The organism is Thermorudis peleae, assembly GCF_000744775.1.
Classification (GTDB): Bacteria; Chloroflexota; Chloroflexia; order Thermomicrobiales; family Thermomicrobiaceae; genus Thermorudis; species Thermorudis peleae.
Genome location: NZ_JQMP01000001.1, coordinates 573,204 through 590,093, shown reverse-complemented (window position 1 = coordinate 590,093; position 16,890 = coordinate 573,204). Strand labels below are relative to the sequence as shown.

General features: G+C 60.1%; 18 protein-coding genes. 12 read left to right on the top strand and 6 right to left on the bottom strand.

What is annotated here, in order from left to right:
- Positions 1–39 precede the first annotated feature (39 nt).
- Positions 40–1,365: an L-fuconate dehydratase gene (locus N675_RS02680; protein WP_038037727.1), complete on the top strand. Its 1,326-nt coding sequence runs from the start codon at positions 40–42 to the stop codon at positions 1,363–1,365.
- Here the strand turns inward: N675_RS02680 and N675_RS02675 are convergent, their stop codons facing one another.
- Complete coding sequence (locus tag N675_RS02675) at positions 1,366–2,160, bottom strand: PhzF family phenazine biosynthesis protein (protein WP_038037726.1); 795 nt, start codon at positions 2,158–2,160, stop codon at positions 1,366–1,368.
- Between the two features lie 138 nt (positions 2,161–2,298).
- On the opposite strand from N675_RS02675, the gene N675_RS02670 reads away from it, so the two are divergent.
- The 3 genes from N675_RS02670 to N675_RS13430 all read left to right on the top strand — a co-directional run bounded on the left by N675_RS02670 (position 2,299) and on the right by N675_RS13430 (position 4,742).
- Positions 2,299–3,504, top strand: a complete 1,206-nt coding sequence (locus N675_RS02670; RefSeq protein ID WP_038037725.1) for an EAL and HDOD domain-containing protein — start codon at positions 2,299–2,301, stop codon at positions 3,502–3,504.
- 62 nt (positions 3,505–3,566) lie between these two features.
- Complete coding sequence (locus tag N675_RS02665) at positions 3,567–4,052, top strand: flavin reductase family protein (protein ID WP_038037723.1); 486 nt, start codon at positions 3,567–3,569, stop codon at positions 4,050–4,052.
- Positions 4,053–4,118: 66 nt separating this feature from the next.
- Positions 4,119–4,742: a peroxiredoxin family protein gene (locus N675_RS13430; RefSeq protein WP_051913925.1), complete on the top strand. Its 624-nt coding sequence runs from the start codon at positions 4,119–4,121 to the stop codon at positions 4,740–4,742.
- Between the two features lie 11 nt (positions 4,743–4,753).
- Here N675_RS13430 and solA read toward each other — a convergent pair whose 3' ends face one another.
- Positions 4,754–5,899, bottom strand: coding sequence for an N-methyl-L-tryptophan oxidase (solA, locus tag N675_RS02655; protein ID WP_038037722.1), 1,146 nt, complete (start codon positions 5,897–5,899; stop codon positions 4,754–4,756).
- A 10-nt stretch (positions 5,900–5,909) separates the two neighbouring features.
- Complete coding sequence (locus tag N675_RS02650; RefSeq protein WP_038037721.1) at positions 5,910–6,512, bottom strand: O-methyltransferase; 603 nt, start codon at positions 6,510–6,512, stop codon at positions 5,910–5,912.
- 112 nt (positions 6,513–6,624) lie between these two features.
- Between N675_RS02650 and N675_RS02645 the strand changes: the two genes are divergently transcribed.
- Complete coding sequence (locus N675_RS02645) at positions 6,625–8,163, top strand: MDR family MFS transporter (RefSeq protein ID WP_051913922.1); 1,539 nt, start codon at positions 6,625–6,627, stop codon at positions 8,161–8,163.
- On the opposite strand, the gene N675_RS02640 is transcribed toward N675_RS02645, so the two are convergent.
- A complete protein-coding gene (locus N675_RS02640) occupies positions 8,147–9,400 on the bottom strand; it encodes an alkaline phosphatase family protein (protein ID WP_051913920.1) in 1,254 nt (417 codons plus the stop codon). The genes N675_RS02645 and N675_RS02640 overlap by 17 nt on opposite strands.
- Positions 9,401–9,553: 153 nt before the next feature.
- Here N675_RS02640 and N675_RS02635 point away from each other — a divergent pair, with 153 nt between their 5' ends.
- From N675_RS02635 to N675_RS13425, 6 genes are all read left to right on the top strand, one after another.
- Positions 9,554–9,916, top strand: a complete 363-nt coding sequence (locus N675_RS02635; protein ID WP_156100784.1) for a hypothetical protein — start codon at positions 9,554–9,556, stop codon at positions 9,914–9,916.
- Positions 9,917–10,072: 156 nt separating this feature from the next.
- Complete coding sequence (locus tag N675_RS02630; RefSeq protein WP_081886786.1) at positions 10,073–10,645, top strand: Lrp/AsnC family transcriptional regulator; 573 nt, start codon at positions 10,073–10,075, stop codon at positions 10,643–10,645.
- The gene (locus tag N675_RS02625) at positions 10,638–11,948 is read left to right on the top strand and encodes an aspartate aminotransferase family protein (RefSeq protein ID WP_038037718.1); all 1,311 of its coding nucleotides are present in this window, start codon (positions 10,638–10,640) and stop codon (positions 11,946–11,948) included. The genes N675_RS02630 and N675_RS02625 overlap by 8 nt, the downstream gene beginning before the upstream one ends.
- Before the next feature lie 119 nt (positions 11,949–12,067).
- The gene (locus tag N675_RS02620) at positions 12,068–13,093 is read left to right on the top strand and encodes a zinc-binding dehydrogenase (RefSeq protein ID WP_051913918.1); all 1,026 of its coding nucleotides are present in this window, start codon (positions 12,068–12,070) and stop codon (positions 13,091–13,093) included.
- A 78-nt stretch (positions 13,094–13,171) separates the two neighbouring features.
- The gene (locus N675_RS02615) at positions 13,172–13,954 is read left to right on the top strand and encodes a ParA family protein (protein ID WP_038037716.1); all 783 of its coding nucleotides are present in this window, start codon (positions 13,172–13,174) and stop codon (positions 13,952–13,954) included.
- The gene (locus N675_RS13425; protein ID WP_051913916.1) at positions 13,947–14,981 is read left to right on the top strand and encodes a ParB/RepB/Spo0J family partition protein; all 1,035 of its coding nucleotides are present in this window, start codon (positions 13,947–13,949) and stop codon (positions 14,979–14,981) included. Before N675_RS02615 ends, N675_RS13425 begins: the two co-directional genes overlap by 8 nt.
- Here N675_RS13425 and N675_RS02605 read toward each other — a convergent pair.
- Together N675_RS02605 and N675_RS02600 are read right to left on the bottom strand one after the other, a co-directional pair.
- Entirely contained in the window at positions 14,978–15,577 is a 600-nt protein-coding gene (locus N675_RS02605) for a biotin transporter BioY (RefSeq protein ID WP_038037714.1), read from the bottom strand. The two genes, N675_RS13425 and N675_RS02605, sit on opposite strands and share 4 nt — an antisense overlap.
- A gap of 95 nt (positions 15,578–15,672) precedes the next feature.
- The gene (locus N675_RS02600) at positions 15,673–15,906 is read right to left on the bottom strand and encodes an Lrp/AsnC ligand binding domain-containing protein (protein WP_038037713.1); all 234 of its coding nucleotides are present in this window, start codon (positions 15,904–15,906) and stop codon (positions 15,673–15,675) included.
- A 148-nt stretch (positions 15,907–16,054) separates the two neighbouring features.
- Between N675_RS02600 and N675_RS02595 the strand changes: the two genes are divergently transcribed.
- Positions 16,055–16,867 (top strand): sortase, encoded by an 813-nt coding sequence (locus N675_RS02595; RefSeq protein ID WP_081886785.1) that lies wholly within the window; start codon positions 16,055–16,057, stop codon positions 16,865–16,867.
- The last annotated feature ends 23 nt before the right edge of the window (positions 16,868–16,890 follow it).

The window sequence follows — 16,890 nt, the reverse complement described above, 5'->3', positions numbered from 1 at the left end:
GTTTTAGGCTGGACATCGCATGCTGAGAGGAGAAGCGCAATGTCGCTAACGATTACGGGGGTAACAGTTGAGGACATCCGTTTCCCAACGTCGCGCACCCTGACTGGATCTGATGCGATGCATCCCGATCCAGATTACTCTGCTGCCTACGTTGTGCTGTCGACTAATCAGCCGGGACTGGAAGGGCATGGTCTCACCTTCACGATCGGACGAGGCAATGAACTCTGCGTCGCTGCTGTGCAGAGTCTGGCTCCGCTGGTGATTGGAACACAGCTCGAGGCGATTACCCGCGACTTTGCCCGTTTCTGGTATCGCTTAACCTCTGATGGTCAGCTGCGCTGGGTTGGGCCCGAGAAGGGTGTCATTCACCTAGCAACGGCGGCAATTGTGAATGCAATCTGGGATCTATGGGCGAAGGCGGAGGGGAAGCCGCTTTGGAAGCTCTTGGTCGACCTTTCACCGGAGGAACTGGTTGCATGTATTCCCTTCCGCCACATTACTGATGCCCTGACACCAGAGGAAGCGCTTGATCTCTTGCGGCGCCAGCAACCAGGTCGGGCAGAGCGAGAACAGCACGTGCGGGCTGAGGGCTATCCAGCCTACACCACTTCGGCTGGCTGGCTCGGCTATTCAGACGAGCAAGTTGTGGCACTCACGCGTGAGGCACTGGCTCAGGGCTTCACTGCCATCAAGATGAAAGTCGGTGATGACCTCGAAGCTGATCGGCGGCGTGCCGCGCTGATCCGTTCAGTTATTGGCCCGGAACGCAAGCTGATGATGGATGCGAACCAGCGCTGGGACGTACCTGAGGCGATTGCGTGGATGCGCGAGCTGGCAGCATTCGAGCCATGGTGGATTGAGGAGCCAACGCACCCCGACGATGTTCTCGGTCATGCCGCAATTGCACGAGCCCTGGCTCCGATTCGCGTTGCGACAGGTGAGCACTGTGCCAACCGGATTCTGTTCAAGCAATATTTGCAAGCCCAGGGGCTACAGATCTGTCAGATCGATGCGTGCCGGCTTGGTGGGGTCAACGAAGTGCTCGCGGTGCTGCTCCTCGCGGCCAAGTTTGGCGTACCCGTGTGTCCGCATGCTGGTGGTGTTGGTTTGTGTGAGTATGTGCAGCACCTCTCTATCTTCGACTTCATCGCTGTCAGTGGCAGCATGGAGGACCGCGTGATCGAGTATGTCGATCACCTGCACGAGCATTTCGTTGACCCGGTGGTTGTACGCAATGCGCGCTATCAGGTTCCGGAGCGTCCTGGGTACAGCATTGAGATGAAGCCCGAGTCTCGAGCACAGTATCGCTTCCCAGATGGTCCCGTCTGGCGTGAGCTCGTAGCTGCGCAAGCCGAAGGACGGTAGCTATGCCAGGAGTTCACCGAGCAGCACGGTCACAGCTTGGCCGCTAAGGAAGACCCGCGAGTCAGTGACCTGGACCCGGAGTAGACCACCTCGTGGCGAGGCTTGGTAGGCCGTGATGGTGTTGCGGCCGAGCCGTGCACTCCAAAACGGGCCGAGACAGCAATGTGCCGAGCCCGTTACAGGGTCTTCCGGAATCCCAAGCTGGGGTGCGAAGAAGCGCGAGACGATGTCGTAGTCGCGACCGGGCTCAGCCCGACTCGTCACGATAACCCCACGAACTGGTAGCGCAGCGACTTGTTCCATCGCTGGTGCAAGCGTGCGGACTGTTGCTTCATCGGCGAGTTCAACGAGGTAGTCAAAGCAGCTTTGGCCGACGAAGCGCGGCTCAACACCGAGTGCTGCGACAAGGGCGAGTGGAGTTGCAATTGGTTGCGCAGGTGTCGCCGGGAAGTCGAGTGTGATCCAGCCGTCACGGTACTCCGCAGTCAAGAGTCCACTGCGGGTTTGAAAGCGGGCTGGGGCGTCGAGGGGGAGAAGTCCTACTTCCCAGAGAACATGGGCGCTGGCAAGCGTGGCATGTCCACAGAGATCAACTTCCGTGGTTGGGGTGAACCAGCGGAGCTGGAAGCCATCGCTATCCGGCAGGAGAAACGCGGTTTCGGAGCAGCGCAGTTCTGCGGCAAGGTGTTGGAGCCATGTGTCGGGACGCGGTGTAGCGAGCAGGCAAACCGCGGCTGGATTGCCTGTAAAAGGACGGTTGGTAAACGCGTCGACCCAGAAGATTCGTGTAGCCATGGCTTATCCTTCCCTGTGAATAAGGCAAGGCCCAGGTAGCATCTCCTGGCGCTAGGAACTCTGTCCTGAGAGAATATTCCCATAAAGGGCCCTCACACTGCGTGCCGATGATGAAGAAAGAGCGGAGGGAGCGCCTGCGTGCGTGACCTGTTTCTGCGCCGCCAAGCGATCTTCGATCGGCGCCTTGAGGTCGTTGGCTATGCGCTGAGTGCTGAGCCATCGGGTGCCCTCTCGGCGCGACTGGCTGACCCCGAAGGCGCAGCCCGCTTGCTCGTTGATGTCTTCATTGAAGTCGGATTTGAGACCTTGGTGGGTGATCGGCTCGCATTTTTGGCTTTGCCTCAGCAGTTCCTCGTCAGCGAACTTGAATCATTGGCCACGATTCTACCGCGTGACCGGCTTGTGCTCGAAGTTCGTGCTCCAGTAACTGACCCAGCGGTTTTTGACGCCTTACGCACGCTGGCGATGCGAGGATGCTGGGTGTTGGCCGATGTGCCAGCGTTACCAACCCCTGGCGACCCGGTGCTCGAGTGGGCCGATATGGCGCGGATTGATCTTGCCCAAGAAGATATCCTGGCGCTCCCTGAGCGTGTTGCGGGGCTCCGCCAGGCTGGCTTACGGCTCCTCGTTGCCAACGTCAGCGACTACACGACATTCACACGATGCCGTGATCTCGGCGTCGATTATTTCCAGGGGCCGTTCTTGCATGCGCCTGACGCGCTTGGAGGACGGCGGAGTCCGACGAGTCGCTCAACGTTGCTCCTTCTCGCCCGACTGCATGATCCAGAAATCGAGTTCTCGGAACTCGAGTCGTTGATCTCGCTTGATGTGAGCCTGACCTATAAGCTGCTACGGTTAGTCAATTCAGCGTGGTATGGTCGCCGCAAGCGGGTGTCGTCAGTGCGGGAAGCGCTGTTATTGCTGGGGACTCGCCTAATTGCTGCCTGGGTGAGCTTGATCGTGCTAGCGGGTGTGACCGACAAACCACGTGAGCTCATGGTTACGGCTGTGGTCCGGGCGCGGATGTGCGAGTTGATCGCTGGCATGCTTGGCCGACCAAACCGCGAAACGTATTTCCTCGTCGGACTCCTCTCTGTGCTCGATGTGCTGCTTGACACGCCAATGGATGAACTCCTCGCCTCGCTGCCGCTGACCGAAGAGGTCAGTCGCGCTTTGCTCGCTCACGAAGGCGAGTTTGGCGAGGTGCTCGAGAGTGTCCTCGCCTACGAGCGCGGCGAGTGGGATCGTGTTCGGTTGCCCGAGATTCGGGCAAGCTTGCTAGCAGAAGCGTTCGTTGATGCTATAACCTTCGCGCGTGAAGTCGAACTTGCGCTAGCGGCCTAATGACACGTGACGCCAATGTCACTGCCCCGAGCACTCCCTGATGGTAGAGAGCGAGGACGTCGATGATCGATCCGATGGCGTTCCGCGATGTTCTTGCGCGGTTTGCCAGTGGAGTGACCGTGGTAACGGCAAAGCGATCACAGGGCTACCACGGCGTGACCGTCACCGCCTTTTGTTCGCTCTCCCTCAATCCACCGCTTGTGCTGATTTGTCTTGACAAGGAGATTCAGAGTCACGATATCGTTGCCGCATCGCCGGGTTTTGTCGTCAACATCTTGGCACGTGAGCAAGAGTTTCTCGCCGAGCAATTTTCAGGACGTGCACCGTTAGCCGACCCGCAGTTCAGCCGAGTGCCTCATCGCCTTGGTGCCCTCGGCATTCCGCTCATCGACGGCTGCCTCGCGTGGATCGAATGCCGACATTGGGCTCAGTATGAGGGCGGTGACCATACGATCTTCGTTGGTGAAGTCGTTGCACTCGAGCGTGGTCGAGCTGACGATCCGCTCGTGTACTTTGACCGGCAGTTCCATGACCTTGCCTGGGACTAGGCGCCTATACTTGCAAGCTGGGAGAGGCGGTGAATGACGCACTGCTCCCCAGGAGGCTTGAGTAGTATGACGACCTCTGGCGTCTCGTCGTCTCCAACACCAGCGCGTCCGTTCCCACTCTGGCTGCGTGTGCTTCTGATAATCCTTGGCCTCGCTCTCGGTGGCATGCTTGGTAGTGGCGCCATGGTGCTCTGGCATGCGCACCAGACGCGGTCGGCTACGCAGAGCGATCCTGCGTACGCAGCCTTGCCAGTCGGCAGCACTGCGCCCGACTTCACGCTAACCGGACTGGATGGTCAGCCAGTGCGCCTTTCTGCTTATCGAGGCCATGTGGTGCTCGTCAACTTTTGGTCGTCAGGTTGTCCGCCCTGCGTAGCTGAGATGCCGACGCTTGAGTCGTTGCTGACGCGCTATCGGGATGCTGGGCTCGTCGTTCTCGGCGTGAATCAACTTGAGCCAGCAGATCAAGTGCGAGTGTTTGTCCAGCAACATGGACTACACTGGGTGACGGCACTTGATCAGGACGGAACCGTTAGCCGTCAGTGGCGCGTCTATGCTATCCCACGGAGTTACCTCATCGCCCCCGATGGACGGATTGTACAGACATGGCTTGGAGCGCTCGATCCTACAGCAGTTGACCGAGCGCTCCAAGCTCTGGGGCTCACCCCGCACGATGCGAACGCATCCTGATGCGACGAACACTAGGCGTTGGCGCCGATGCCTAAGCGCGCTGCAGCGAAGAGCGCAATGTCGTGCGATGTTGTGCCTTCGGTCGCAAGGTCGGCGAGAATTTCCCCAATAGCACTTGCAAATTTAAAACCATGGCCTGAACAGGGGCTCGCGTAGATGACCTGCGGGTATGCAGGGTGTCGGTCAATGATGAAGTGGTGGTCAGGCGTCATGGTATAGAGACAGGTCAGCGACCAGAGCACCGAGCCGCCTGCGCCGGGAAGGTAACGGTTGAGTTGGTAACGCAGGTCGTCAACTTCTTCGTCAGTGACGGTGCGGCGTACGGTCTCAGCAGTGCAAGGCTCGCCGGTATCATGGCGGCCAAATTTGACGCCTTGCCCGGGCAAGGCTGGGAACGCGCTGTAGATACCGCTATCGTCTTGCCAGAGGACAAAGGGCAGATGGCCAGCATCGAACCGCCCATCGTCGCCTTCGGGCGCAAAATGGACGTGGAGGATGCGCCAGATCGTCAGGGGCAAGCCGAGTTCAGCAAGCAGGTGGCCGATCCATGCTCCGGCTGTGAGCACTAGCCGGTCGGCCGAGTACTGCCCTTGAGCGGTTTCGACACGGATACCTGCACCATCAGCTTGCCAGCGGAATACAGGTTCGTTGAACCGGAGGGTCGCGCCGTGCTGGGCAGCGCAATCGAGCAGCGCGCCAACGCATTCATCGGCGTAGAGCAGGCCAGCGTCCGGCTCGTAGAGCCCGACCATTTCGTACGGAACGCGCAAAGCGGGAAAACGTGCCATCAGTTCCTGGGCATCGAGTAATTCGTGGGCAATACCGTGTGTTTCGGCGCTCTGTCGCGAGCCAGCGACGAGTTCGCTGGCTGGCTGGCCGAGATAGAGTCCGCCGGTTCGCAGGAAGAGTGGCTTACCAGCTTCGGCGGCCAGCTCATTCCAAAGAGTAAAGGCTCGTCGCACGAGCGGGACATATGCCGGAGACTCATAATAGGCAGCGCGGATGATCCGAGTTCGTCCGTGTGACGAGCCTCGGTCGTGGCCGCGGGTAAACTGCTCGAGTCCGAGAACGCGTCGACCACGCTTGGCCAGCTGCCAGGCTGTGGCAGCACCCATTACGCCGAGCCCAACGACGATGACATCATAGCGTTCGCTCATCGTCTGCTCCTTACCACTGCTTGACAGTCCACTCGATGCCGCGCTCAACAGCAAGCGTGATCGTATGGACGTCGGAGCGGGATCGCAGCAGATCTTGATAGGCGCGGCAGTCGTGCGAGATAACGTTGTCCGCAAGAATTAACCCGCCAGGACGCACGACGTCGATAACAGCGAGGAAGAGCCGGCTGTAGTCGTCTTTTTCCGCGTCGATGAAGACGAGATCGATTGGCGTGTTGAGCTGGCGCGCAATCTCGGCGGCGTCCCCTGCCTCAACGCGAGCCCAATCGGCAAGACCAGCTTCGGCTAAGTTAGCGTTGGCACGCGCCACTCGCTCGGGGCGAATCTCCGTGCCGATGACCTGGCCACCATAGGTACGAGCAGCCAAAGCAAACCAGATCGTTGAGTAGGCATGGGACGAGCCCATCTCGAAGACCAGCTTAGGACGAAGCGCAAGCGTGACGGCGTAGAGGAAAGCGCCAGTGGCAGGCGTCGCCGCGCGGATGCGCTCTTCAGTCGGCAGGCCAGCGGCACGCTCTGCGGCGTCTTCAGCATGAAGCCGATCGAGGACTAAACGTGCTTGGTCGTCAGCAATAGCATGCTCGGGAACAGACATCGGCATACTCCTCTCTGTGCAATGGCACCCCTGCTTCTCGGGCGCTGCCGCTGGCACTATACTTCAACTCCCAGCACAAGCAAGCTGGGGAAAGTGCGAAAGCGGGGCTGGCGTGGGTATTGAAGTCGAGCCGGAAGTGCAGGCGCGGGCAAGTCGAGCTGGCAAAACGGCAATTTTGATCGGGGTCATGATGGGGACAGCGCTTGCTGCGCTTGACTCAAGCATCGTTGGGACAGCAATGCCCACGATCGTCGGCCAGCTTGGCGGCTTGGCGCTCTATCCCTGGGTCTTCTCAGGATACTTGTTGACCTCAACGACGACTGTACCGCTCTACGGTCGCCTCGCTGACCTCTATGGCCGCAAGCGTGTCTTTTTTGTGTCAGCTGTTCTCTTCGTCATCGGCTCGGCACTCTGTGGGTTGGCGCAGTCGATGCCACAACTGGTGGCGTTCCGTGCCCTCCAGGGATTGGGGGCGGGAGGTATCGTTCCGGTGACGCTCACAATTCTTGGCGATATTTACGAGTTGGAAGAGCGTGCGCGAGTCCAGGGCTATACCAGCGCAGTCTGGGGTGTGTCGGCCGTGGCAGGACCGGCAGTGGGTGGTTTTATCACGGACTGGTTGAACTGGCGCTGGATCTTCTACATCAACGTGCCCTTTGGTGTCGCAGCCGTCTTGCTGATTGGACTGACACTGCACGAACGGATCACGCGCCGCCCTCACCAGATCGACTACCTTGGTGCGCTAGTGCTGACAGCTGGCGTGACGCTCGCGCTCCTTGGTCTCTTGCAAGCTGGTGAGACAAGCTGGCGGTCGCCTGTTGTGGTCGGCGGGTTGCTCAGTGGCATTGTGTTGCTGATCTTGTTTGTTGTCATCGAAGCGCGGATGCCGGAGCCGATCCTGCCGCTAGCTCTCTTTCGGCGTCGGTTAGTGAGCACGGTCTTTTGGGGGAGCATTTTCATCGGCGCGGGGATGTTCGCGGTGAGCTCCTATCTGCCACTCTATGTCCAGGGCGTGCTGAGCGGCACCGCGATTACAGCCGCGCTCGTTGTCGCACCGTATTCCATTGGCTGGTCGGTGGCTGCACCAACGGCTGGTCGCGTAATCTTGCGCTTTGGGTTCCGTGCCTCTGTTGTCGCGGGGATGGTAGCCCTCCTGGTGGCTGGCCTTGTGCTCCAGTTGGTGCCACTGACCCGCGCGCTCGCTCTCGCGGTCGCCGCTGCGGCACTGTTTGGTATTGGCATGGGACTGAGTTCGACTGCCTTCATTATTGCTGTGCAAAATGCGGTGGGTTGGGAAGAACGCGGGATCGTTACCGCACTTGTCGGCTTCTCTCGAACGATTGGCGGGGCTGTTGGTGTCGCAGCGTTGGGGACGGTATTAACCACAACCATGGCCCGGCGGCTTACCGGCCTGCAACTTAACCATGTATCGGCCAATGCCTTGCTTGATCCGTCCCTTCGGGCGGCGTTGAGCCCGGGTCAGCTCGCTGCCCTGCGTGATGCTCTCTCGGCTGGTCTTGCCGGTGTCTATCTCGGGATCCTCGGCCTCGTCGTTGTAGCCGTTGTGCTGGTCCTCGCTGGCTTTCCGCGTCACCCACTGCCTGCTCAGCCGGCGGAACAGCGTGATGTGACGATCATGGACGCCAGATAAGGCATGGCACAAGTTGCTCTTCAGCCTCGAGGCCGGCATGGGCACCGTAGGTCGGCCTAGTGGTGATGCCGGGAGGATCATAGGGGAAACTCGCTGGCCCACGGGCAATGATGGCGATGTCCCCGACGCGCCAGGGTGTCTCTGGATGGTGCGGCGGCGGCCCGAAGAGTCCCTCCTGGAGCAAATGCGTTGTCGAAACAACCCAGCCGTCCTCACCAACGAGATGGGCTAAAGCCTCAGTAAGGGTAGCTTCTTCACCAGGAGCAGCATAACAGTAAACAGCGCGGCGCTCGCCGCCTGGTGGCATTCGCATCTGCCTGAGCAGGGGCGAGTTTGTCAGCGAGTGCTCATGCGCCCGGTCAAGTTGCACCATGCCGTGGTCGGCAGTGAGGATGACGAGGAGATCACGGCGAGGCAAGCGAGTGAGCAGGCGGTCGGCGAAGATCGTATCAAGAAGTTGGAGTTCCTCCTCAAGTGCACCACTTGCTGGGTCGCTGAAATGGCCGAGATGATCGATTGAATCCCAGTATGCAGAGACAAGTTGGCGCCCAGGCTGAGCGAGCGCTGCATGGATGTGGCTCACAAACTCGCCGGGCGTCCGGTAGCCGAGGAAGTGGGCACCGCTCGCATGCATTTTCGTCAGCGGCGTATCGCGGAAGGTGATGGGGCTAACGACGGTCACGGTGACGCCGGCATCCTGAGCTCGTTCGGCGATCGTGTGGACAGGCAAGAAATCGCGTGGATCGAGTCCTTGGCTGGCGAACGATGGGAAGCGACCGATTGGGGCCCAGAAGAGGAGGTTGCTCAGCATGCCGAATTCACGCAGGAACGCAGTAAAGCCGACCAGTCCGTGACGTGCTGGTGGCTCGCCAGTCGCTAGCGTCGTGAGGGCCGCCGCTGTCGTCGAGGGAAAGACAGAGGTCAGAGGAAAGAGAACGGATTGTTGGGCAAGCCGTGCCATCCCTGGCATGAGTCCATCGGCAATTGCTTGCTGCAGGCGGAGGTAACCAAGCCCGTCAATGATGAGGAGAAGAATTGCTCCAATGCCAGTACCTGCATTCGGCCAGAGTCGAGTATCGATTGGCTGACCAGCGAGCGGAACGTCAAGGGTGTTGAGGATCGACCACGGCAAGTTCGTGATGCCCAGTCCGTCATAACTCGGCCGCACCCACGTTGGGGCGGTTGGCCCGAAGGCAGTATGGGCGCGCACCAATTCCTCAGCTTGCTCACGATCCATTCGTTCCTCCCTGTCTGTGTCCAACTGTGTACGATAGCATGTAGGAGGAGATTAGATGCTGGGGATTCTCACATATTGACAGCATGAGAACGCCTCGGCAGAATGAACCTGCCGTGTCCGGCTGAGCTGGTTGAGGATCAGACGGGAGGAGACGTGCGTCGGCCTGGTCACGAGAATGAGCGGCCGCCGGCGGAAACGCCGCCATATTCCGGTAAAGTGCTGATCATTGGGACAGCCTTTCTGGTGACAGCAGCGGCATGGGGATTGATGGCATATTACACGTTTTTGATGGGGCGGCCGACATTGGCCGACATTGACCTTGGACTGATGCTTCTCCATGCGATCGCCTCGCCCTTCATCTACCGCCGTTCCCCTGGGGGATGGCCGCTGGGCATGGCGATCGTGGCCCTGGGATTACTCGGCGCGATCCCGCATCACTACCCTTTCATCTTGCTGCCTGATCTCGGAACTGGTGTGTTCCTGATTCTCGGGCGATCAGAGTTCGGATCCCAATAATGACGTGGGCTTGCGTGTGCCGGAATTTCCCCGTATCCTGCACATAGCAGCTTCACTGAGACATGGGACGAGGAGTTGGATGCCGTTTCGATGACAGCCGAGGGTGGAGGTAAGTGCCTAGTGGGCTGCAAAGCCCTAGAGTGAGGAGCGCCTGAAATGGCTCGCGCGCTCGACGAGCTCGACCGCCGGATCATTACGCTCCTACAGCAGGATAGCCGCATGCCAAGCGCGGAGATTGCCCGCAAACTCGGCGTCGCTGAGCGCACCGTGCGTGCGCGTATCAGTCGCTTGGTTGACGAGGGAGTCGTGCGGCTGGTTGCTGTCCTTAATCCGGCGGCGATCGGTTATGAGGTCACCGCGGATATCTTCCTTGAGGTTGAACCAAGCCGGCTGCAAGAGGTTGCACAGCAGCTCGTTGCTTTGCCTGAGGTCAGTTACGTCGGCATTACCACGGGTGACCGTGACATTAGCATCCAGGTCTATGTTCCATCAGTCGATGCACTCTATCACTTCATCACTGAGAAGCTAACAGCCATCCCTGGCGTTCTCGGCACGAAAACCTACATCGTCCCCCGGATTCTCAAGTCCCTCACTATGTGGTCCTTACCGGAACACGCTGTTGTACGGACGGCTGGCGGGCGACGCCGGAGCCGCGCAAGCGCTGGTGATCGTCCACGGACGCGTCGGCGACGGACAACAGCGATGGCTGAAGAGCCGGCCCATGACTGAGCAACGATCCACCCAGCACGCATCCTGGCTCGTGCGTGCCGATCGTGCGCTTGGTGGCGCGCTCAATCGTTTCACTCTGCCATCGACGCATGCGTTTGTCATCGCTGAAGGCCGCGGTAGCCGTGTCTACGACGTCGATGGCCGAGCGTATATTGATTATGTCCTCGGTTCTGGTCCGTTGTTGCTTGGTCATGCGCATCCTGCCGTAGTCGAGGCTGTCTGCCGGCAAGCCAGCCGTGGGTCGACATTCTATTGGCTGAACGAGCCGATCATCCAGCTTGCGGAAGTGCTCATTGAGGCAGTGCCATGCGCTGAGCGCGTGAAGTTTGTTTCCACAGGCACGGAAGCGACGATGCATGCCATACGAATTGCCCGGGCCTATACCGGGCGTGCCCGCATTCTCAAATTCGAGGGCGGCTTCCATGGCGTCCACGACTACGCGCTTCAGAGTGCTGTCAGCCCAACAGTAGCCGACTATCCAGCGCCACGAGCTGATGCCGCTGGTATTCCCGAGCCAGTGAGCGAGACGGTATTGGTCAGCCAATGGAATGACCTCGCTTTAACGGAGCAACTCATATGTGCGTATGCTGACGAGCTTGCCGCAGTGATCTGCGAGCCGCTGCAACGCGCGTTGCCTCCCGAACCGGGGTTCTTGGAAGGACTGCGTGCACTCACTGCCCGGTATGGCATTGTGTTAATCTTCGACGAAATCGTCACCGGCTTTCGCTTGGCATATGGTGGCGCGCAAGAGCGATATGGCGTGGTGCCCGATTTAGCCACGTTCGGCAAGGCACTGGGTGGGGGCTATCCGATTGCAGCCATTGCTGGACGAGCTGAGCTCATGGAGCTGACGGATCCACGTCGGCGTGCTCGTGGTTTACCGGAGGCGCATCTGAGTGGCACGTTTAACGGCAATCCAATTGCTGCGGCTGCCGGACTAGCGACGTTGCAGGTCTTGCGCCAGCCAGGAGTCTATGACCAGCTCTATCGCGTGACTGACCGCCTCACGAGTGGATTGCGTGCACTGGCGGCTGAGCGGAGGCTGCCGCTCCAGGTGATCGGCGAAGGGCCGCTCTTTCAGGTCGTTTTTGCCGAACGTCCTCCACGCAATTATGCCGATATTGTGGCGAGTGACCGCGAGCGTGCACGCCGGTTTGGCTTGGCATGTTTAGAGCAAGGGTTATTCGTCGTGCCAGGTGAAAAATACTACGTTTCGCTCGCTCACACTGACGCTGACGTCGATGAGACGCTCGCGGCATTTGCTCGCGCGCTCGATGTCATCACTGCTCAGCCCGCCGGATAATCATCGACAGGCTCGTCTCTTAGGGTAGGTGCATCCTACCCTAAAGGGTGTTGCAGTGAACAGTACGGCCAGTACGCTTGCCATGGTAGGCGTATGTTTGCAAGGCAGAGGAGGATGCCATGGCAACGATACCAGCCGTTATGCGCGCTGCACGTTACTTTGGCCCCAGAGAATTTCGCGTCGTTGAAGTCTCTCGTCCTGATCCCGGGCCTGCCGAGTCCCTCGTGCGTGTTCGGGCAGCGGGTCTCTGCCATTCTGACTTACACATTATCTTCGATGAGCTTGGTGGATATCCAATTCCCACCCCACTCACGCTTGGTCACGAGATTGCCGGTGACGTTGTCGCAGTCGGCGACGCTGTTGATCCATCACTGATTGGCCAGCGAGTTGCCGTCTTTGGTCCAGCGGGCTGTGGACAATGTCGCTACTGCCGCGAGGGACGTGACCACCTCTGTATTGCGTCACGGCCACTGGGGCTGGCGCGTGACGGGGGCTATGCCGATTACGTCGTGGTGCCGGCACACGCGCTTGTTCCTGTCCCGAACGGGGTGAGTGATGCAGAGGCGGCAGTCGCAACTGACGCGGTGCTGACGCCGTTCCATGCACTGACCCGGGTTGGGCAACTCCGGCCAGGTGAAACGGTCGCGATCATCGGGGTTGGTGGACTGGGGCTCAACGCAGTGCAAATTGCCAAAGCACTTGGCGCGTTTGTCATCGCCGTCGACGTCGTACCGGCGAAGCTTGAGCTGGCCAAGCAATATGGCGCAGATCGCGTCGTAGATAGTCGCCAGCTCGACCCTGCACATCCGCCGGTCGATCGGCCGATCACGCTTGTCGCTGACTTCGTCGGCGCGGAGGCAACCAAGTTGCTCGCGCAACAGCTTGTTGCCCGTGGTGGGCGTGTAGTGATGGTAGGGCTGGCTACTCCCGGCGGGACTATGCTTGGGCTGCGCCTCATCGCCGACGAAGTGGCAGTGTTGGGGAGCTTCTGGGGAACGCGTCAAGAGTTGGCGACTGTGCTTGACCTGATTGCACGCGGTCTCATTCGCCCTCAGGTGGAGACCCATCCACTTGATGAAATTGGGCAGTGGGTCGAGCGTCTGCGCGCGGGCGAGGTCACAAGTCGGGTCGCGCTGGTACCCTAAGGCTGTGCCACCTCGACACAGGCGTCATCCTCTGGTACCCTACAGATGGCATGATGTACGTACAGGAGGGCGCCGGGGATGACGCCGCGCGTTGCGCTCTTCAACCAGAAAGGCGGCACGGCTAAAACCACGAGCACGCTGAACCTTGGCGCGGCACTTGCCGAGCAGGGGTTGCGGGCGCTTGCGCTTGATCTCGACCCGCAAGCAAGTCTGACAATGGCGCTGGGTGTCGATGTGCAGCACCTCGAATCTTCGGTCTACGACTTGCTGGTCGACGAGCCTCTTCCGCTGAGTGCGGTTGTCCAACCGACGACGGTCGCAGGCCTCGAACTCGTTCCGAGCCATCCCGACTTGGCGGCTGCTGAGCTGGAGTTACTCAGCGCGCTTGAGCGGGAGCGCCGGTTGCGTCACGCGCTCGATGCCGCTGAGCCGCTGCCATATGACATTGTTCTGATTGACAGTCCTCCAGCATTAAATATTCTCAGCATCAATATTTTGGTCGCTGTCCATGCGCTGTTAATTCCGATCGAACCACATCCGCTTGCCTTGATGGTGCTGCGACGCTTGTTCGAGACCGTGAATCGTGTGCGGCGGCTGAACCCGGCGCTGACGGTACTCGGCTTCTTGCCAACGAAGGTGCATCATTCCTCACGACTCGTCGCTGATATGCTCGCGACGCTTCAAGAGCAGTTTCCAGAATTGCCGCTCTTTCCCGCCATTCCGCTTTCCGTCAAAGGGGCCGAGGCAGTCGCCGAGCACACGTCGATCCTCCAGTACCAGCCGCGCTCGTCGCTGGCAGCTGCCTACCGCCAGGCGGCGGCTGAGTTGTGGCGTTGTGTGGGGAGGGTCAGCCATGTCTAACGGGAATACACAAGCCGTCCAATCGTCCGCAATGAATACGCGTCGGCGCCGTTTCACGGTCGATGCGCTCTTTGCCGATACGTCGCCACGTGCCGTGGGAACGCGTGACCTACCGACAGCCAAGGAGATTCGGCTCGACCGGATTGAGCCTGACCCAGACCAACCTCGCCGCTCATTCGATCCAGAACGATTGGAAGAGCTCGCTGCGTCGATCCGACGCGAAGGTGTGCTCCAGCCGATCGCTGTCTATTACGACGCTGCTCGCGATCGCTATGTCATCATCCACGGCGAGCGGCGCTGGCGAGCGGCACAGTTGGCGGGGCTGGAGACAATTCCCGCTCTCGTACGGGACGTGCGTGACGAGCAGCGATTGATCCAGCAGTTGATGGAAAACATCCTGCGAGAAGACCTCAACGCGCTGGATCGCGCTGCGGCTTTACGCCGTCTCAAGCAACAACTCGGCGATGTGCCGTGGGAACAGGTCGCTGAAGCTGTTGGCATTAAGCGAAGCCGGTTGTTCCAGTTGCTCAGCACGGAAAAGTTGCCGCCGCCGGTGCAAGAAGCGATTCGCGCGGGGCAGCTCTCCGAGAAGCAAACGCGGCCGCTCCACGGCTTGCCAGAGCCAGCGCAGGTCGCTTTGGCCCAGCTCACTGTCGAGGAGCAGCTTGAGCAGCGGGAGATCGAGCAACTTGCTCGTGCGTTACGTGAGGAGTCAAGCCTTGCCTTGCATACGCCGGAGTCGCTGCAGACACAGCTACGCACGCTTCGCGACCGGCTCCGCACTCAACCGCCATCAGCTGCGCCTGCGCGCACGGCACGCCACCGGGCAAATGGGCGTACCGAAGTTGGTACGGAGCCAGCGGCAGCGGTTGCGGCGTTGGCTGCTGAACTTCGCCAGGTTGCCGAGCGCCTGGCGGCACTCGACCCGGCAACACTTCATCCGGACGGCCGCGAGCAACTCAGCACTGCGCTTGCAATGCTCGCGGCCGCCGTTGAACAGGCCCAGGCGCGACTGGCAGCGAGCTAGCGTTCCCGCGGCAGCCCAGCGAGGGCCACTACATGCCAGGCACTCGGCAGCAGCGCCGTAGCAAGGGCGATCTTGAGTGCGTCTCCCGGCAGGAATGGCAGCACGCCAAGGGTCAAGGCTTTCGCCAGGCCGGTGAATGTAGCAAGCCAGGTTGCCCCAAAGAGGTAGATGGTGAGGTTGCCGAGCACCATCGCGCATGCTGCGGTGAGCACGCGTCGATCCCAACCTCGCTCCGCGAGCCATCCAGTCACAAACGCAGCAGCGATGAAGCCGACGAGGTAGCCACCAGTCGGGCCGAGCAATGCCGCTGGCCCAGCCTTGCCGCCGGCAAAGACTGGCATCCCTGCGAGCCCTTCAGCAAGGTAGAGGAGTTGACTAGCTGCCCCACGACGGCTGCCGAGAGCTGCGCCGACGAGGAGAACTGCGAAAGTCTGCCCGGTAATCGGTACTGGCGTGAAGGGCAGTGGGATGGTCACTTGCGCTGCTAGTGCTGTGAGGAGGCTAGCAGCAACGACGAGGACAACGCTGCTCACCGTTTGGAGTGCTGGTGTAGCACGCCATCCGCGAGGGACAAGCGCATCGGCCAGGACCACCATCTCCTCCTTTCTATTCGGTTCCTCCTATTGGCCTGACGACTGGCCGCTTCGCCCATTTTACGGTACTGCGCCTGCCCCGGTTTCGGCAAGGATCATTACCCAACGACCACGTGCGTGCTGGTTGCGGCAACACCGGGAACGCCGTGAATTTGTTCCATGACCAGCCGGCCAAGTTCCTCTGGTGTGGCCTGCTCGATGGCGACGATCAGGTCGTAGTCGCCTGTCACAATGTCGGCGGCAGCGACACCGGGCAGTCGCTGGAGTGCCTCTTTGACGGCTTTGGCTTTGCCAACCTCGGTGCGGACGAGAACGTATGCCCGTGCAGCCATGGCCGTCCCTCCCACTTGTACTTGTGCGTGTGCTGGCTCGAGTATCGCATCCGACTGTGGGCTGAGGCAAGTGCTCCGCCAGATGCCACAGCGGCGTATACTCTACAACTAGCGAGCGAACATACTGGATGCTGAAAGCGAGGATGTCATGCAGCCAGCCCCGTCGAGCCGTCAAGTAAGCCTGAGCACGATTCTGATCATGCTCGGCTTGATGGTGCTCGGCGCAGCCTTTGCGATTGCTGCAACGCAGCCGCGGCGGGCTGTGGCCCCGCCTGACCAAGTGCTGGCCAGTCCAACGATACTGTCCACCGCAACGTCAACCTCTCCAGCCCCAGCTGCCGAGCCGCCAGCACCGCTACAAGCATTGGGGTCTGAAGCGACGCCGAGTCCAACGACTGTTGCCCTGATACCGTCGCCAGGCGTAACGACGCCTACAGTGACACCAGCGCCACCGTCGCCAACTCCAACAGTTGCGCCAGCTACGCCGACGCCGAAACCCAAGATGCCACCACCAACGCATATTCAGATTCCTTCAGTCAGAATCGATGCGCCGGTCGTCGAGGTTGGCTATGACGTCGTGACGATCGATGGGCAGCAAGTGATCCAATGGCGCGTGGCTGACTATGCTGCTGGACACAATAACACGTCAGCGAATCCTGGCGAGGGTGGCAACATCGTCATCACGGGGCATGACGACTGGAAGGGCGAGGTCTTCCGCAATCTCGAGCATGTGAAAATCGGCGATCTGGTGATTCTGACCAATGCCAGTGGCCAGCAGTTTACGTACCGGGTGGAGGAGATTCACTACCGTAAGGAGGTCGGGGTACCGTTGCAAGAGCGCCTTGCGACGGGGATGTTCCTAGCCCCGATGCCGGAAGAACGCGTTACACTGGTCACCTGTTGGCCCTATGGTATCGACGACCATCGACTCATCGTTGTTGCTAAGCCGGTTCGTCAATAGGCTAGTCTCGGTAAACCCGGGGT

Coding starts and splice junctions, on each gene's coding strand:
- N675_RS02615 (WP_038037716.1), top strand. CDS start 13,172: ATGACGCCGCGCGTTGCGCTCTTCAACCAGAAAGGCGGCACGGCTAAA.
- N675_RS02640 (WP_051913920.1), bottom strand. CDS start 9,400: ATGGATCGTGAGCAAGCTGAGGAATTGGTGCGCGCCCATACTGCCTTC.
- N675_RS02675 (WP_038037726.1), bottom strand. CDS start 2,160: ATGGCTACACGAATCTTCTGGGTCGACGCGTTTACCAACCGTCCTTTT.
- solA (WP_038037722.1), bottom strand. CDS start 5,899: ATGAGCGAACGCTATGATGTCATCGTCGTTGGGCTCGGCGTAATGGGT.
- N675_RS02595 (WP_081886785.1), top strand. CDS start 16,055: ATGCAGCCAGCCCCGTCGAGCCGTCAAGTAAGCCTGAGCACGATTCTG.
- N675_RS02625 (WP_038037718.1), top strand. CDS start 10,638: ATGACTGAGCAACGATCCACCCAGCACGCATCCTGGCTCGTGCGTGCC.
- N675_RS02680 (WP_038037727.1), top strand. CDS start 40: ATGTCGCTAACGATTACGGGGGTAACAGTTGAGGACATCCGTTTCCCA.
- N675_RS02605 (WP_038037714.1), bottom strand. CDS start 15,577: ATGGTGGTCCTGGCCGATGCGCTTGTCCCTCGCGGATGGCGTGCTACA.
- N675_RS13425 (WP_051913916.1), top strand. CDS start 13,947: ATGTCTAACGGGAATACACAAGCCGTCCAATCGTCCGCAATGAATACG.
- N675_RS02620 (WP_051913918.1), top strand. CDS start 12,068: ATGGCAACGATACCAGCCGTTATGCGCGCTGCACGTTACTTTGGCCCC.
- N675_RS02650 (WP_038037721.1), bottom strand. CDS start 6,512: ATGTCTGTTCCCGAGCATGCTATTGCTGACGACCAAGCACGTTTAGTC.
- N675_RS13430 (WP_051913925.1), top strand. CDS start 4,119: ATGACGACCTCTGGCGTCTCGTCGTCTCCAACACCAGCGCGTCCGTTC.
- N675_RS02630 (WP_081886786.1), top strand. CDS start 10,073: ATGGCTCGCGCGCTCGACGAGCTCGACCGCCGGATCATTACGCTCCTA.
- N675_RS02665 (WP_038037723.1), top strand. CDS start 3,567: ATGATCGATCCGATGGCGTTCCGCGATGTTCTTGCGCGGTTTGCCAGT.
- N675_RS02600 (WP_038037713.1), bottom strand. CDS start 15,906: ATGGCTGCACGGGCATACGTTCTCGTCCGCACCGAGGTTGGCAAAGCC.